This is a genomic window from Xaviernesmea oryzae (assembly GCF_900109605.1).
GTDB lineage: Bacteria > Pseudomonadota > Alphaproteobacteria > Rhizobiales > Rhizobiaceae > Xaviernesmea > Xaviernesmea oryzae.
In genome coordinates, this window is the sequence record NZ_FOAM01000013.1 from 38,560 (window position 1) to 55,185 (window position 16,626).

General features: G+C 62.6%; 12 protein-coding genes. 5 read left to right on the forward strand and 7 right to left on the reverse strand.

All coding sequences use genetic code 11. The features are described 5' to 3' along the window. The first annotated feature begins 90 nt into the window (after positions 1 to 90). Positions 91 to 1,749, forward strand: coding sequence for a beta-galactosidase BglA (gene bglA / locus BMX61_RS16355; RefSeq protein WP_075629352.1), 1,659 nt, complete (start codon positions 91 to 93; stop codon positions 1,747 to 1,749). A gap of 102 nt (positions 1,750 to 1,851) precedes the next feature. Next, on the forward strand, positions 1,852 to 2,940 hold the full coding sequence (locus tag BMX61_RS16360; RefSeq protein ID WP_075629351.1) for an ABC transporter ATP-binding protein: 1,089 nt from the start codon (positions 1,852 to 1,854) through the stop codon (positions 2,938 to 2,940). Positions 2,941 to 3,066: 126 nt separating this feature from the next. Here BMX61_RS16360 and BMX61_RS16365 read toward each other — a convergent pair whose 3' ends face one another. The 6 genes from BMX61_RS16365 to BMX61_RS16390 form a co-directional block, all read right to left on the reverse strand. After that, positions 3,067 to 3,474, reverse strand: coding sequence for a hypothetical protein (locus tag BMX61_RS16365; protein ID WP_075629350.1), 408 nt, complete (start codon positions 3,472 to 3,474; stop codon positions 3,067 to 3,069). Between the two features lie 344 nt (positions 3,475 to 3,818). Then, entirely contained in the window at positions 3,819 to 5,639 is a 1,821-nt protein-coding gene (edd, locus tag BMX61_RS16370; RefSeq protein WP_075629349.1) for a phosphogluconate dehydratase, read from the reverse strand. A gap of 328 nt (positions 5,640 to 5,967) precedes the next feature. Beyond that, the gene (gene pgl / locus BMX61_RS16375) at positions 5,968 to 6,666 is read right to left on the reverse strand and encodes a 6-phosphogluconolactonase (RefSeq protein WP_075629574.1); all 699 of its coding nucleotides are present in this window, start codon (positions 6,664 to 6,666) and stop codon (positions 5,968 to 5,970) included. 284 nt (positions 6,667 to 6,950) lie between these two features. Continuing rightward, positions 6,951 to 8,426 (reverse strand): glucose-6-phosphate dehydrogenase, encoded by a 1,476-nt coding sequence (zwf, locus tag BMX61_RS16380; protein ID WP_075629348.1) that lies wholly within the window; start codon positions 8,424 to 8,426, stop codon positions 6,951 to 6,953. A gap of 103 nt (positions 8,427 to 8,529) precedes the next feature. Continuing rightward, the gene (locus BMX61_RS16385; RefSeq protein ID WP_075629347.1) at positions 8,530 to 9,816 is read right to left on the reverse strand and encodes an NAD(P)/FAD-dependent oxidoreductase; all 1,287 of its coding nucleotides are present in this window, start codon (positions 9,814 to 9,816) and stop codon (positions 8,530 to 8,532) included. An 8-nt stretch (positions 9,817 to 9,824) separates the two neighbouring features. Beyond that, complete coding sequence (locus BMX61_RS16390; protein WP_075629346.1) at positions 9,825 to 11,258, reverse strand: glutamine synthetase family protein; 1,434 nt, start codon at positions 11,256 to 11,258, stop codon at positions 9,825 to 9,827. Positions 11,259 to 11,458: 200 nt separating this feature from the next. Between BMX61_RS16390 and BMX61_RS16395 the strand changes: the two genes are divergently transcribed. From BMX61_RS16395 to BMX61_RS16400, 3 genes are all read left to right on the forward strand, one after another. Next, positions 11,459 to 12,703 carry a BaiN/RdsA family NAD(P)/FAD-dependent oxidoreductase gene (locus BMX61_RS16395; RefSeq protein WP_075629345.1) on the forward strand — a complete coding sequence of 415 codons (1,245 nt, stop codon included), beginning with the start codon at positions 11,459 to 11,461 and terminating at the stop codon, positions 12,701 to 12,703. Positions 12,704 to 12,952: 249 nt separating this feature from the next. Then, a complete protein-coding gene (locus BMX61_RS24750) occupies positions 12,953 to 13,105 on the forward strand; it encodes a hypothetical protein (protein WP_170854963.1) in 153 nt (50 codons plus the stop codon). Between the two features lie 673 nt (positions 13,106 to 13,778). Continuing rightward, positions 13,779 to 16,313: a methyl-accepting chemotaxis protein gene (locus BMX61_RS16400; RefSeq protein ID WP_075629344.1), complete on the forward strand. Its 2,535-nt coding sequence runs from the start codon at positions 13,779 to 13,781 to the stop codon at positions 16,311 to 16,313. On the opposite strand, the gene BMX61_RS24355 is transcribed toward BMX61_RS16400, so the two are convergent. Beyond that, complete coding sequence (locus BMX61_RS24355; RefSeq protein ID WP_075629343.1) at positions 16,264 to 16,605, reverse strand: hypothetical protein; 342 nt, start codon at positions 16,603 to 16,605, stop codon at positions 16,264 to 16,266. The two genes, BMX61_RS16400 and BMX61_RS24355, sit on opposite strands and share 50 nt — an antisense overlap. Positions 16,606 to 16,626 lie beyond the last annotated feature (21 nt).

Genomic DNA, 16,626 nt, shown 5'->3' on the forward strand with positions numbered 1-16,626 from the left:
GGCTTTTTCATGCTTTTCGAATTTTCGGCGGCGCGAATTGGCAGCATGGGGCGGCCGCGCCCGCCGGATACAGGGATATCAAGTGCATCCATGACCAGCCAAAACGTCCATTCCATCCTCCCGGCGGTCGATCGCGACTGGTGGCGCGGGGCGGTGATCTATCAGATCTATCCGCGCTCCTATCAGGATTCCAACAGCGACGGCATCGGCGACCTCAAGGGCATCACTGCCCGTCTACCCTATATTGCCGGGCTCGGGGTTGACGCCATCTGGATCTCGCCCTTCTTCACCTCGCCGATGAAGGATTTCGGCTACGACGTTTCCAACTACAAGGGCGTCGATCCAATCTTCGGCCTGCTCGCCGATTTCGAGGAAATGATCGCCGAGGCGCATCGGCTGGGCCTGAAGGTCATGATCGACCTGGTGCTGTCTCACACGTCCGACCAGCACCCCTGGTTCGTGGAAAGCCGCTCCAGCCGCTTCAACGCGAAGGCCGATTGGTATGTCTGGGCTGACTCCAAGCCGGATGGCACCCCGCCCAACAACTGGCTGTCGATCTTCGGCGGCTCGGCCTGGGCCTGGGATCCGACCCGGCTGCAATATTACATGCACAACTTCCTGACGTCGCAGCCGGATCTGAACCTGCACAATGACGAGGTGCAGAACGCACTGCTCGACGTCGAGCGCTTCTGGCTCGAGCGCGGCGTCGACGGCTTCCGCCTCGATACGATCAACTTCTACTTCCACGACAAGGAGCTGCGCGACAATCCGGCCCTGGCGCCTGAGCGGCGCAATGCCAACACCGCGCCGGCTGTGAATCCCTATAACTACCAGGAGCATCTCTACGACAAGAACCGGCCGGAGAACCTCGCCTTCCTCAAGCGCTTCCGCGCTGTCATGGACGAGTTTCCGGCCATTGCCGCCGTGGGTGAAGTGGGCGACAGCCAGCGCGGGCTGGAGATTGCCGGGGAATATACGTCCGGCGGCGACAAGGTGCATATGTGCTATGCCTTCGAATTCCTGGCGCCCGATCCGCTGATGCCGGCCCGTGTGGCCGAAGTGTTGCATGATTTCGAGCGCGCCGCGCCGGAAGGCTGGGCCTGCTGGGCCTTCTCCAACCATGACGTCGTGCGCCACATCACGCGCTGGGGCGAGGGCATTCAGGATCACGACGCCCACGCCAAGCTGCTGTCGGCGTTGCTCATGTCGCTGCGCGGCTCTGTCTGCATCTATCAGGGAGAGGAACTGGGCCTGACCGAGGCCGATATTGCCTTCGAGGATCTGCAGGATCCCTATGGCATCCAGTTCTGGCCTGATTTCAAGGGGCGCGATGGCTGCCGCACGCCGATGATCTGGGATGCGGAGAAGCCCTCAGGCGGCTTTTCGGAGGGCAAGCCCTGGCTGCCGGTGCCGCCGGAGCATCTTCTGCGTGCCGTGTCGGTGCAGGAGCATGACATGCGCTCAGTGCTGCATCATTACCGACGCTTCCTTGCCTTCCGTAAGCAGCATGCCTGCCTGGCAAAGGGCGAGATCGCCTTCCATCCCTATCCGACCCCCGTGCTCGGCTTTACCCGGCGCCATGGCGAGGAGGAACTGCTCTGCCTTTTCAACATGAGTGGCGAACCAGTCACCGTGGATCGCCCGGCAGAACGGATCGAGGCGGCGCTCGGACACGGCTTCGACTCGCATCTGGGTGAGACGCGTATTACGCTGCCGGCCTGGGGTGCCTTCTTCGCGCGGGTGCTTTAACGAGGTTCAAAAAGGCAGCAGCGCGGCCGATGACGGCCGCGCTGCCACAGACAAGACCGGGAAACGACAAGACCTGGGAACGACAAGAGGGGTGGCTGCAACATGGCCGGTTTGGAACTCAAGAATATCCGTAAATCCTATGGCGCCGTCGACATCATCAAGGGCGTCGACCTGGCGATCGACAAAGGTGAATTCGTGGTCTTCGTCGGCCCATCCGGCTGCGGAAAGTCCACGCTTCTGCGCATGATCGCCGGTCTCGAGGAGATCACCGGTGGCGACATGTTCATCGAGGGCGAGCGCGTCAACGACGTGCCGCCGTCCAAGCGCGGCATCGCCATGGTGTTCCAGTCCTATGCGCTGTATCCGCATATGACGGTCTATGACAACATGGCCTTCGGCATGCGCATCGCGCATGAAAGCAAGGAAGAGATCGACCGGCGCGTGCGCGCCGCCGCCGACATCCTGCAGCTTACCAAATATCTCGACCGCCTGCCCAAGGCACTGTCCGGCGGCCAGCGCCAGCGCGTGGCCATCGGCCGCGCCATCTGCCGCAATCCCAAGGTCTTCCTGTTCGACGAGCCCTTGTCCAACCTCGACGCCGCGCTTCGCGTGGCCACCCGCATCGAAATCGCCAAGCTGCACGAAACATTGGCCGATACGACGATGGTCTATGTCACCCACGACCAGGTGGAGGCCATGACGCTGGCCGACCGGATCGTCGTGCTCTCCGCCGGCCATATCGAGCAGGTCGGGGCGCCGCTGGAGCTGTACGACCGCCCGGCCAATCTCTTCGTCGCCCGCTTCATCGGCTCGCCGGCCATGAACATTCTTCCGGCCAAGATCCTGGAAACGGGCGAGCGTACGACCGTCGAATTGCCCGGCGGTCTGCGCCAGACGCTGCCGATCCCGACGGCGGCCACCGAAAAGGGCAAGACCGCAAGCTTCGGCGTGCGCCCGGAAGATCTGACGATCGCCAGCGGCGGCAATGACGTCCTGGCTGGCAAGGTTTCGATCACGGAAGCGCTGGGCGAGGTAACACTGATCTATCTGGACAACCCCGCCGGCGGCGAGCCGCTGATCGCCAAGGCGCCCGGCCACGCACCTGTGGAGCGGGGCACCGCGCTCAGCTTCAGCGCCGATCCAGCCAAGATGCATCTCTTCGACCCGAACGGGATCAGCTACATCAGGTAACGGGTGACAACGAGGCGGCCCGTGGTCCTGCGCGGGGAGGGCCTTCGGACGTCGCGTCGTTCCGAAATGAGAAAGGCGCCGAACCAAGTCCGGCGCCTTCTCCATGTCTCGTCTTGAAACAATGGCCTAGCCGTAAATATCCAGCACGCGATTTCGATGGTTCGGGTGGGTGGAGTAGACAAAGATGCGGTTGATATCGCGGTCGGTGAGCATGCGCAGAAAGCGCGCCTCGACCTTGTTGTCTGCATGGACACGCTTGGTCAGGCAGCCGACCATCGGCACGCGGGCGCCGACGAATTCGAGATAGAAGTTCTGCGGCAGCTTGAACTGCGTGGGAATGCTCAGGATCGCGCCGCTTTTGGACACGCGGATGACCTGGCAGCGCCGGGAACTGAGATTGGAAATGCCTTTTTCCGTATATTCGATGCGCGCCTCGTTCATCGTATCTTCCATCGGGAAGTTGACTTCCCGATCATACATGAACGACTGTTCCCGGCTTAGGTAAGTCGGTTGGTCACTATTGCGCACCGGCATCGGTCCGCCTTCCTCATTTTGGGTTCACTCGATACATTGGGGCCGTAGATTGGCAATGCAGACCCCCGCGTCAAGTCTCCGATATTGCAAACGTCGCTGGCTCTGCTGGACGGATCGACGCGCAGCAAGGATCGAATTGATCAACAAAGAATTTAAAGGGCAAATTTTAAGGAGATATGAGTCGTGATGGCAGGGTCTTATGCAAGTTGCCGCTTTCGTTGTTCTTCGCTGTCATTCTGCCCATCTTGCGGGCTCAACATCTGAACATGGTTTATTTTGTAAGAATAAGTTGACGCTTTGGCGGCATGGCAGAAGGCAATGCCGCCAAAGTAAGTTCCGCCTTCTTAGTGGAAGAACACACTGGCGCCCTGGTCGGCCGGGCCGGTGGCGGCGCGGAAAGGCGCGAAGAGTTCGCGGCCCATCCCGAATTCATTGGCACTGAGATCGATGCTGACGGGCAGGCGGTCGGCGAAGTCGTCGGCCGTGTTAATGACGTCGATCGTGCCGGCGATGGCATCCAGACGGATCATGTCGCCTTCGCGGATCTTGGCAATCGGGCCACCATCGACGGCTTCCGGCGTCATGTGGATGGCCGAGGGCACCTTGCCGGAGGCGCCGGACATGCGCCCATCGGTGATCAAGGCCACCATCTGGCCGCGATCCTGCAGAATGCCGAGCACGGTGGTCAGCTTGTGCAATTCCGGCATGCCGTTGGCCTTGGGCCCCTGGAAGCGGACGACGGCAACGAAGTTGCCGGTCAGCGTGCCGTCCTTGAACGCAGCCTGAAGCTCGCTCTGATCGTGGAAGATCTTGGCGGGGGCCTCGATGATGTGGCGTTCCGGCTTGACCGCCGAAATCTTGATGACCGCTTTGCCCAGATTGCCCGACAGCATGCGCAGCCCGCCGCTTGCCTGGAAGGGCTGGTCGACGGTGGAGAGCACCTTGGGATCGCCGCTCGTCTCGGGCGCCGGCAGGCGTTCAACCGTGCCGTTTTCGCCAAGCCGGACATCGATGGCATAGGCGGACAGGCCGTGGCCGAAGACGGTGCGTACATCGTCATGCAGCAGCCCCTGCTTCAGAAGCTGGCTGATCAGGAAGCCCATGCCGCCGGCGGCATGGAAATGGTTCACATCGGCGAGCCCGTTCGGGTAGACGCGCGCGAGAAGCGGAATGATGTCTGACAGTTCGGCAATGTCGGCCCAGGTCAGCTGGATGCCGCCGGCCCGCGCCATGGCCACCAGATGCATGGTGTGGTTGGTCGAGCCGCCGGTGGCGTGCAGGCCGATCACGCCATTGACGATCGAGCGCTCGTCGATCATTTCGCCGGCCGGCGTAAATTCGTTACCGAGTGCGGTGATGGCCAGCGCCCGCTTGGTCGCCTCGCGCGTCAGTGCGTCGCGCAGCGGCGTGCCGGGATTGATGAAGGAGGCGCCGGGCAGATGAAAGCCCATGATCTCCATCAGCATCTGGTTGGAATTGGCCGTGCCGTAGAAGGTGCAGGTACCAGGGCCGTGGTAGGATTTGGATTCGGCCGCCAGAAGCTCGTCGCGGCCTACCTTGCCCTCGGCGAAAAGCTGGCGCACGCGGGCCTTCTCGTCGTTCGGCAGGCCCGTGGTCATCGGCCCGGCGGGGATGAAGACGGCCGGCAGATGGCCGAATGTCATGGCCGCAATCATCAGGCCGGGAACGATCTTGTCGCAGACGCCGAGATAGACCGTCGAGTCGAACATGTTGTGCGACAGGCCGACGCCTGCCGCCATGGCGATCAGGTCGCGCGAGAAAAGCGACAGCTCCATGCCCGGCTGACCCTGGGTAACGCCATCGCACATGGCCGGAACGCCGCCGGCCACCTGGGCCACGCCACCGGCTTCGCGCGCGGCCTCCCGGATCATCGCCGGGTAGGTTTCGAACGGCTGGTGGGCAGAGAGCATGTCGTTATAGGAGGTGATGATGCCGAGATTGGGCACGACGTCGCCGGCGAGCGCCTGCTTCTCGGCGGGGGAACAGACGGCAAAGCCATGGGCAAGATTGCCGCAGCCGAGCACCGAGCGATGTACGCTCTGGGCTGCTGCCTTGCGGACGCGCTCCAGATAGGCTTCACGCGTAGGTTTCGACCGCTCGATCAGCCTCTGGGTGATCGCGGCAATGCGGGAATCGACGGACATGGCACTCCCTTTCCGGAATCTCCTGGGAACGAGACTCCTGTAGGTCCTTTGAGAATTCTGCGGCTCCACGCACTCGATCGACGAGGCGGGTGCCGGATGATGACCCGTGGCCGCTTTGGCAGGCGCACATGGCGGGCCAGGCTGTCAGTGCGCGTGGGCCTGCGTCCCTTGATCAGACAGCACGCTGGCTCGCTGCGCTTGGACACGAACGGCCGCCAAAGCGGCGGATCGCTGTTCGTGCATCCAATCTTGGCCTACGGCCGAACGACACCGGGTCGCCTGACCTGTTCCTTCAATCACGTCACGCGCCTTGTGATGCGCACAGGCGTCAGGGCGCCCAGTAGATCTCGACCGGGCTTGCAGCGCGCCGCAGAACCGCCCGGATCGGCATGTCCGTTTCATCGCCTTCGGCCTGGGCCTTTTCCAGAACGGCTTTCTTGCTGTCCCCTTCGATGTGCAGCACCAGAAGGCGCGCATCGCTCAGCGCCGAGAAGGTGAAAGTCAGGCGCGGTTCGCCGGCGCCTTCCGCCGTCATGGTGATCACGCCGCGCGGCGTGTCGGGCGACAAGGCCTCGGACAAGCGTGAGCCGCCAGGGAAGAAGGAAGCCGTATGGCCATCGCCCCCCATGCCGAGAATGGCAACGTCGAAGGGCTGGCCAATGGCGGCCGTCTCGATGCTGGCTTCCGCCGCAGCAATCTCCACATCCTCCGCCGGATGATAGAGCGGCACGAAATGGGCGGCGGCGGCGTTGTTCTGCAGAAGGTTTTCGGCAACCAGCCGATGGTTGGAGCGGTCGCTGTCGGGTGAGACGAAACGCTCGTCAACCAGGGTCACCGTCACCTTCGGCCAGTCGATATCATGCTTGGACAAAGTGGCGAAAAAAGCCTTCGGCGTCGAGCCGCCCGAGACGGCAAGGCTTGCGCCGCCACGCGCCGTGATGCCCGCGCTCAGTGCCGCAGCCACACGCTCGGCAAGCGCTTCAGCAAGCTCCGCGCCCGATGCGAAAGCGTTGAAGGTCGTGGACATCGGCATCTGTCTCCGCTCGTAAAACCGGCGCGGCACTCAAGGTGCGGCAGGCCGTCTGAAATATGTCTTCGGGCGCGGGTTTCGCCGCATGCCCGCTCTGCCGCCTGAGCCCAACATGGCTCCAGGCCTCGGCCAGGGCAGATCCATGGATACTGGCCACGTCAAGATCCTGCGATCCGTCAGGCGCAGGATCTTGAAGCCTTGCGAACCTGCTGCATGATGTCCTTCCCAAACCGGTTCCCGATGTCAGGATGTCTGCAGCAGGCCCGTTTGTCTCGTCCGTCTCAGGCTTCGTGCCAGGTGCGGCCGTCCCGCTCGATCAGCGCGATGGCCTGGCTCGGGCCCCAGGTGCCGGCCGTGTAGCCCTGCGGCTTCTGACCGACGGAGTCCCAGGCCTTGAGGATCGGATCGACCCAGCGCCATGCCGCCTCGACCTCGTCGCGGCGCATGAACAGCGTCTGGTTGTTGCGCACGACGTCCAGAAGCAGCCGTTCGTAAGCATCGGCGCTGCGCACGTTGAAGGCTTCCGAGAAGGTCATGTCCAGCGAGACATTGCGCAGGCGCATGCCGCCCGGGCCCGGATCCTTGATCATCAGCGACTGCTTGACGCCTTCGTTCGGCTGCAGGCGGATGATCAGCTGGTTGGCCTCTATCCGCCCCGCGCTCTCGTCGAAGATCGAATGCGGGATCGGCTTGAAGGTGATGACGATTTCCGACATGCGGGCGGCCATGCGCTTGCCCGTGCGAATATAGAAGGGCACGCCGGCCCAGCGCCAATTGCCGATCTCCGCCTTGATGGCGACGAAGGTCTCGGTATCCGACTGGCCGCTTTCCAGCTCTTCCAGATAGCCCTTGACCGGGCCGCCGGCAGAGGCGCCCGCGCGATACTGGCCGCGCACGGTCAGCTTCTCGACATTGGCAGGCGTGATCGGCTTCAGGGCGTTCAGCACCTTCAGCTTCTCGTCGCGTACGGCGTCCGCGCTCATATTGGTCGGCACTTCCATGGCGACCAAGCAGAGGAGCTGCAGGATGTGGTTCTGCACCATGTCACGCAGCGCGCCGGCCGTGTCGTAATAACCGGCACGGCTTTCCAGGCCGACGGATTCCGCGACCGTGATCTGCACATGGTCGATATGGGACGCGTTCCACAGCGGCTCGTAAAGCGCGTTGGCAAAGCGCAGCGCCATCAGGTTCTGCACCGTTTCCTTGCCGAGATAGTGGTCGATGCGGAAGATCTGCTCTTCGCGGAAGACCTTGCCGATCGTATCGTTCAAGTCCATCGCCGAAGCCAGATCCTTGCCGATCGGCTTTTCCACGACGATGCGCGTCTGCTTGGTGATCAGCTTGTGGTCGCGGATCTTCTCCGAAATGGCGCCGAAGATCGCCGGCGCCACGGCCAGATAGAACGCCCGGATCTTGTCCTTGCCGCCATCGTCGAGAAGCTGCTTCAGCTTGTCCCAGCCATTGTCGGACTTGGCATCGACGGACACATAGAACAGGCTCTCGATAAAGCGCTTGACCTGGTCTTCCTGATATTCGTCGGCCTTCAGATGCTCCTTCAGCGCATTGGTCGCGAAGGTGCGATATTCCTCATGCGTCAGCGCGCTGCGCGAGGCGCCGATGATGCGGGTGGGCTTGCTCAGCTGTCCGTCCAGCTGGCGGTGATAGAGCGCCGGTAGGAGCTTTCGCTCGGCCAGGTCGCCCGTGCCGCCGAAGACGACATAGTCGAAAGGTTCAACTGGAATGATCTGACTGCTCATAACGTTCGGTCTCGCTTCCATGCTCAGCGTATAATCTAATCGATTTAAAGACGCTAGTATGACCCCGTCAAAAAAAGCGCCTTCGGCGAAAAATCGGTTCGGCTCAGAGCTTGTCGCGCATGGCATACCAGCTCAATGCGACGAACAAAAGCACGGAACGAAAGTGCCGTCCGCCTGGAAAAGGTGGTACAGGAAGGTTCTTTAAAAGATCGAGTTCATGCGAGCCGCCAAGCACGGATTGTGCATAAAGGCGACCACAATAATTCGCGAGCATGACGCCATGGCCGGAATATCCGCCGATCGAGGTGACGCCGGGCATGACCTCGCGCACGAAGGGCCGGCGCGGCAGGGTAATGCCGACGGAGCCGCCCCAGGCATGGGTGATCTCGACATTCTTCAGCTGCGGATAGACCTGCGTGATCTGGCCACGGATCGGCCCCGCCAGATCCTTCGGACTATCCGCCGTGTAGGCCTCCCGCCCGCCGAAGAGCAGCCGGCCATCCGGGCTCTTGCGAAAATAGCGCACGACGAAGCGGCTGTCGGCCACTGATTGGCCTTCCGGCAAGACCTCGGGGAAATCCGTCAGCGGCAGCGTGGCACCGATGAAGGAGCGGATCGGCATGACGTGATCGGCCGTCTTCGGCTCCAGCGTGCCGATGTGGCCATTGCAGGCGATCAGCGCGCGATCGGCGCGAATGGTTCCTTGGCTGGTCTCGATCTCGATCTTGCTGCCCTTTCGGACAATGCGGTTGGCCTTCGTCTGTTCATGCAGCGCCGCCCCGGCGGCGGCGGCCGCGTTGGCAAGGCCGATCACCAGCTTCATCGGATGGATATGGCCCGTGCCGCCGTCCTCGATGCCGAGCGCATAATGGCGTGAGCCGAGCTTGGCCTCGACGGCTTCACGATCGAGATAGGTCAGATGCGGATAGTCGTAGCGATTGGCGAGTGTTTCGACATAGTGCCGATAGTCGCGCTCGCACGCCTGCTTATGCGTGACGGAGAGATGGCCCGGTCGGTAGTCGATGTCGAGCGCTTCGCTGCGGGCAAAGTCGAGAAGCGCGCGCTTGGCATGTTCGGCCATGTCGAACAGCGCCTTGGCCCGTTCATAACCGAGCAGCTTTTCCAGCTCGTCCACTTCGTTGCGCTGGCCGGTGCCGAGCTGGCCGCCATTGCGCCCGGAGGCGCCGTCGCCGAAGCGGCAGCCGTCCACCAGAACGACATCGACACCGTGGCGGGCAAGATGCAGGGCGGCGTTGAGGCCGGTGAAGCCGCCGCCAATAATGGCGACATCGGCGCTGCGGCTGCCGCCGAGTGGCGGAAAGGCGGGTCTTGGCCCGGCCGTTTCTTCATAGAGAGAGATGCCCGGCGAGATCGGGCTCTGCCACGCCATCCGCGGCCTCACACGTTGAGGAGCAGGAACTCCCGCTCCCAGGGACTGATCACCTGCATGAAGGTCTCGAACTCGCCACGCTTGATGCCGCCATAGATGGCGATGAACTCGGCCGAGAAGACCTCCACGAGGTCTGGATCCGATTCCAGCGCGGAAATGGCCTCCAGCAGGCCGCGCGGCAGGTCGATGGTCTTGTCGTTGACCGTGTCATCCGACGGCGCGGTCGGCTCGAGCTGCTTGACCAGACCGAGATAGCCGCAGCCGAGCGAAGCGGCGAGCGCCAGATAAGGGTTTGCGTCCGAGCTCGGCAGCCGGTTTTCCACCCGTCTGGCCGAGGGTTCCGAAACCGGAACGCGGAAGGCCGTGGTGCGGTTGTCATAGCCCCAGGCATTGTTGACGGGCGCGGACATGTCGGGCGTCAGGCGGCGATAGGAGTTCACATAAGGTGCGATCATCGACAGCGCCTTGGGCATGTAATGCTGCATGCCGCCGATGAAATGGAAGAACTCCGGCGAGGGTGTGCCGTCGAGATTGGAGAACAGGTTGCGGCCCGTATTGATCTCGACCACCGACTGATGGATGTGCATGGCCGAGCCCGGCTGCCCCTGCATCGGCTTGGCCATGAAGGTGGCGAAGATGCCATGCTTCAGCGCTGCCTCGCGGATCGTCCGCTTGAACAGGAAAACCTGGTCGGCCAGCTCGATCGGATCGCCATGGCGAATATTGATCTCGAGCTGGGCCGGGCCTTCCTCGTGGATCAGCGTGTCGATCTCCAGACCCTGCTTTTCGGAGAAATGGTAGATGTCGTCGATCAATTCGTCGAATTCGTTGACGCCAGCAATGGAATAGGCCTGGCCGCCATTGATCGACCGTCCGGAGCGGCCTTTGGGCGGGCGCAGCGGATAGTCGGGATCGTCATTCTGGGCGACCAGGTAAAATTCGATTTCCGGGGCGACGACGGGTTTCCAGCCGCGTTGGCGATAGAGCGCCAGAACGTTCTTCAGCACATTGCGCGGCGTGTAGGGAACGTCCTCGCCCTTGGAGCCGGCGATATCGCAGATCACCTGCGCAGTCGGGTCGCTTTCCCAGGGGACGATGGAGAGCGTCGACAGGTCCGGTACGAGCTTGATGTCGCTGTCACGCGAATCATAGCGGAAATCGCCCGTTTCCTCAGGATATTCGCCCGAAATCGTATGGCGATAGAGTGCTGAGGGCAGGGCGAGCGAGGTGTTGGAGGTGAATTTCGAGGTCGGCATCATCTTGCCGCGCGGCACGCCGGCAATGTCGGGCGTGATGCATTCGATGTCCTCGACGCCGCGGATCTTCAGCCAGTCGGCCGCTTCCTTCCAGGTTCTGACTCCGCGGGCGGACTGCAGCGCGATAGGGATGTCTTCATCCTTGACCGGGTCCTTCGTTTCGTCATGAGCAGGGGTCAGCGGCATAAAGTCCTCAAAAGGCCGTTGCGGATGGCCTGATCATAGCCGGCGACACGCCTTTGGCTATGGGGCTGGTTGAAAAAGCCGCTGCTGAAGGACGGATTTGATCGCGGCTTGAACCTGCCGCGTCGCTTCGGCTCTTGCCCGCCGGGTGCCGATCTGCCAGAGCGGCCTTGGCAAGGTATGAAACGAAGCGGAAATCGAACGTGCGCGATCATTTCGATGTGGCGGTGATCGGAGCGGGGGCCGCCGGCATGATGGCGGCGATGACAGCCGGCCGGCGCGGCCGCCGTGTCGTCGTCATCGACCATGCAAAAGCCCCGGGCGAAAAGATCCGCATTTCCGGCGGCGGCCGCTGCAATTTCACCAATCTCAGAACGGCGCCTTCGGCCTTTCTCTCGGCCAATCCGCATTTCGCCAAGTCAGCGCTTGCCCGCTTCACGCCCCAGGATTTTCTCGCCATGGTCGAAGCCCGTGGCATTTCCTGGCATGAGAAGACGCTTGGCCAGCTCTTCTGCGATGGCAGCGCGCGCGAGATCGTGGCGCTCCTGACCGACGGCATGGCCGAGGCGGGCGTCGATCTCCGGCTCGGTCAGACGATCGAGAAGGTGGAGCGCCGCGCCGATGGTGCCTTTGGCGTCCAGCTCGCCGCTGGCCTTGTTACGGCGCAGCGTCTGATCGTGGCGAGCGGCGGCAAGTCGATTCCGAAGATGGGCGCAACGGGCTTTGCCTATCGCCTGGCCGAAAGCTTCGGCCTGCCTCTCGTCGAAACCCGGCCCGGCCTAGTGCCGCTAACGCTCGATCCGCAGCAGCTGGCCGATTATGCCGATCTCACCGGCATCGCCCTGCCGGTGTCCGTCCGGGCTGTGGGCGCGGACGCAGGGCAGGGGGGTGGACGCAAAGCGGACAAACGCCCGGCCTTTCGCGAGGCGATGCTGTTCACGCATCGCGGTCTCAGTGGCCCGGCGATCCTGCAGATTTCGTCCTATTGGCGCGAGGGCGAAACGATCGCGATCGACCTCATTCCAGAGATGGACTTGGCCGGCCATCTCAAGACGCTCCGCCGGCAGGCGGGCCGCCAGCAGCTGCGCGGCGTTCTGGCCGACTTCATGCCAAAGCGGCTGGTCCAGCTGCTTCTGCCTGAACTTGCGAAAGTGGCAGGCAAGGTGCCGGAGACGCCGCTGGCCGACTATTCGGATGCCGCAATCGGCGCGCTTGTCGGCGCTTTGAAAGATTTTACGCTCAAGCCCGCGGGCTCCGAGGGCTATCGGACGGCAGAGGTGACGCTCGGCGGCGTCGATACGAAAGCCCTGCATTCGCGCAGCATGGAAGCGCAGGCCGTTCCGGGCCTTCATTTCATCGGCGAATGCGTCGATGTCACAGGCTGGCTGGGGGGCTATAATTTCCAATGGGCCTGGGCATCGGGCTTCTCGGCCGGCCAGTCCGCGTGATGCGGGGTGCGACAAAAGCGACACCTCGCCTTAACGAAGGCGAAAAGATCAGGCGCGGCTTTGAAAATCTGTACACGCCTTCTTAAATTTCTTGCGTGACGCTTGAGAGACGTCCGAATTCTTGGCTCAGGCCACATCCTATGTGATCAAGTTGAGCGTCGGATTGTTCTTCGCGGATGCCACATGTTTGATCTGGCGAAGCAGCACGAACAGGTCTATCTTCAGGCTTTGAACGAAAGGATATGCCCCATGCACCCCAATCGCCGTCGTTCAACCGCCCGTGCCATCGCGATCGCCAAGACCGAGGATGCCGGACGCCAGACGCTGATCCTCGCCGTCTCCGTGACGATGGCCGCCGCAACGGGCCTCGCCTTCCTCGTGCATGCCTTTTCCCTGATCTGAGCCGATCGCTCCGGCGGCATTCTGCCTTCGCGAAACGCGTGCACAATGTCGATCACGTCAGGTATTCCGCGCGACCCATGCTTGAATCGCTTCAGACTTAAGCGATCATGCACCACGTCTTCTCCGCTCTTCCTGCCATAAGGCAGAGATTGCGTACGCTGTTCGTTTTTGCGTCGCCTGCTGCTTCGGCGATGGCGGCCCTTCGGCATCAACGGATGGAATGAGCCGTGTGCCTCGCCTATTCGTCTATCGAAGCTGGCTTCGGGATAGACTGATTTTGTGACGGCCGTAAAACAGCCTTGCCGTTTGCCCCATCCGCCTCCCACGTGATTGCTCGCCATGAGCGACAGGTGGGATCTTGCAGGCTCTCTCAAATGGGCTTGCACCAGGCCGTTTGGTCCGGGCACGCTTATGACTTGTCCCACGCCGGCTTCAGCCGCACTGCGTGTCTTCCTGCTCCAGTTGCAACGCCTGATTCCTTTTATGAAACCTTTAACGGACGCTCTGTTAGCGTTCGGAAGATTGGACGCTTTGCGGCCGTCGTCTACGTGGCTTCATGCTCTGGGACGAGACTGGTAACGGCGACCGAGAGGGAACGTGCCATAGACCGTTGCTGCATGCCGAGCGCGATGCGCTGGCCGGACGATCATGGGCTTTGTGGAGGCTGCTGCTCATGTTCATCGACCGGATTCTTGCACGCTTCAAGATCCAGACCAAGGTCATCCTCTTCGTCGCACCCTTCGTGGCGGGCATCACCATCGTCGGTGCCACCGGCCTTTACGCATCCGGCCTTCTGCAGGCGCGCATGGAAACATCGAATGGTATTCTGCAGTCGCTGACTGGCTTCAAGGATGTCTATGCCGGCATGAGCCGCTTTCTCCAAGCGCCGTCGATCCAGGCGCGCGATGAGCTGGCGTCGCGGCTTTCCGCCCAGCAGGACCTGCTGAAGCAGACTCTGGCGACGGTCGACGATGCGCAGAGCCGGGCGGGTCTACAAGGCGCAATCGATGACAGCGGCAAGATCGCCGGCCGGATCGGAGATCTCTGGACTCTTTACGAGGGTGAGACCAGCCTGCGCGCCTCCATGACCAGCTCACTCGGCAATTTGCTGGGCGTGCAGGTGAAGATCCTCGAAGAGGCCACCAAGATGGAGCGCGGCGTACGCCAGAGCGAGGAGGCTGCCAAGAGCCTTCTGCGCGAGGCCGATCGTCTGACCTCGGCCGCCGATCTCCTCAGCGGTATCATGAGCGCCTATGCGCGTGCCGCCACGCCGGACGACAAGATCAAACTCGCCAACCAGAACTACGGTGACCTGACCAAGGTCCAGCGCAAGATCGTTTCGGCTCTGCCGGAAAACCAGAAGGCCGTGGCCGAAACCTTCCGCTCGACGGTGAGCGATATCGGCGCGCTGCTCGAGAAAAAGGAAGTGAGCCCGGAGGCCGCCGATGCGCTGAGCCGGTTGATCGGTCGCTTCCGCAACAATGGTGCGCAGTTCCTCACAGCCGCCAATGTCAAGATGCGCGATGCCACCACCACCTTCGGCAAGCTCGATGCGCCGCTGGTCAAGGCCAGCACGGTGCTGAACCAGACGCGCAAGCTGGTCAATTCGGTCTATTCGATCCGCATCGCGGCGGCGAGTTTCCTGGAAAAGCCGGATCAGTCTGGCCGTGACCGGCTGCAGCGCGAGTTCAAGGCCGTCAATGACGATATCCAGACGCTCGCCAGCAGCGCCGGCGATCTGCCCTTCTTCCGCGACCTGTCCGGCTCGATCAAGCCGATCCTCGACAAGATGGATGCCGACAGCCGCTCGCTGGTCGAGATGAGCGAAAAGCGCCACAACCAGTTCGTCGCAGCAGGCCAGGAGATCGATATCATCTGGAGCCAGCTGTCCAGCTTCGCTGACGGTCAGAAGCTTGCCGCCGCTAACGAGCGCAGCCGCGCCAATCTGGTTTCGATCCTGGTGATCGCGTCCGGCGTGATCATCGCGCTTCTGGCCGGTGCCGCACTGGTGATGACGCTCAAAGGCCCGATCGGCCAGATCACCCGCGCCATGCGCCGTCTGTCGGAGGGCGATCTCGACGTCGCGCTGTCTGGCGAGGACCGCCGCGACGAGATCGGCGACATGGCGCGCGCGCTTGTCGTCTTCAAGGACAATGCGCTGGCCAAGGTGCGCGTCGAGGCGGAATCGGTCGCCCAGCGGGCCGAGGCGGAGGCCGAGCGCGCCCGTAACGATGCCGAAAAGCGCCTGGTCGATAGCCAGATCGAATTTGCCGTCGGCGCCTTGGCCGAAGGGCTGGGCCGTCTTGCCCAAGGCGATCTCAGCGAGACCATCACTACGCCGTTCCACGGCCGGCTGGAGCAGTTGCGCCAGGACTTCAATGGTTCGCTCCAGCGCCTGCAGGACACGCTGGCGCAGATCCGTGCTAACGCGCTCGCTATCCAGACCAGCGGCAATGAGATGCATGGATCGGCGGATGCGCTGTCGAAGCGCACCGAAGCCCAGGCTGCCTCGCTCGAACAGACGGCGGCCGCGGTGGACGAGATTACCGTCACCGTCCGCTCTTCCGCTGCCCGTGCGGCCGAAGCGCATGATGCTGTGGAGGAAACCCGCCGCAATGCCGACAATTCCGCGACGGTCGTCGCCAATGCGATTGCCGCCATGGGGCGGATCGAAACCGCCTCCGGGCAGATCCAGCAGATCATCGAGGTGATCGACGAGATCGCCTTCCAGACCAATCTGCTGGCGCTCAATGCCGGCATCGAGGCCGCGCGCGCGGGCGAGGCGGGCAAGGGTTTCGCCGTCGTCGCCCAGGAAGTGCGCGAACTTGCGCAGCGCTCGGCAGGCGCGGCCAAGGAAATCAAGGAGCTGATCGGCAAATCCACGGCCGAAGTCGGCATCGGCGCGCGGCTGGTGCAGGAAACCGGCGCGGTGCTCTCCGGCATCAGCCAGCAGATCGTCACCGTCAACCACCATGTGGAATCGATTGCTACGGCCAGCCGCGACCAGGCGGCCGCGCTGAACGAGGTCAATGGCTCCGTCAACCATATGGACCAGATGACCCAGCAGAATGCCAGCATGGTGGAACTGACCACGGCCGCCAGCCGCACCCTGGCCGAACAGGCCGATGCCCTGATGATGCTGGTCGATCGGTTCCGCCTCAATGCCGAGAGCCTACGCTCTGCCGGCCCATCGCGCCTTGCCGCGTGAACGTCAACGGCCTCGAGCAACCTGCCGCCCCGTTCAAGGGGCGGCACCCCGTATCGCCGGCTGCCGCTGATGGCTGCGCCGCTTGATCCTTGGTCCATGCTTTGCGGCCTGCAGAACGGCTCAGCCGCTCCTTCAGCCACAGCATGATGCGGCGCAACAGGCGCCGGTTTCGTCGCGCCTCAGCGACCTTTGCTTCGATCATCGCCATTTCGGACGGCCCGCGCCGCTCGATCTCGCGCAGGATCTTCGTCTCGGCATCGATAATTTGACTGATCAGAAACATGTCCATCATCGCGCATCTCCGCAGGTTTTG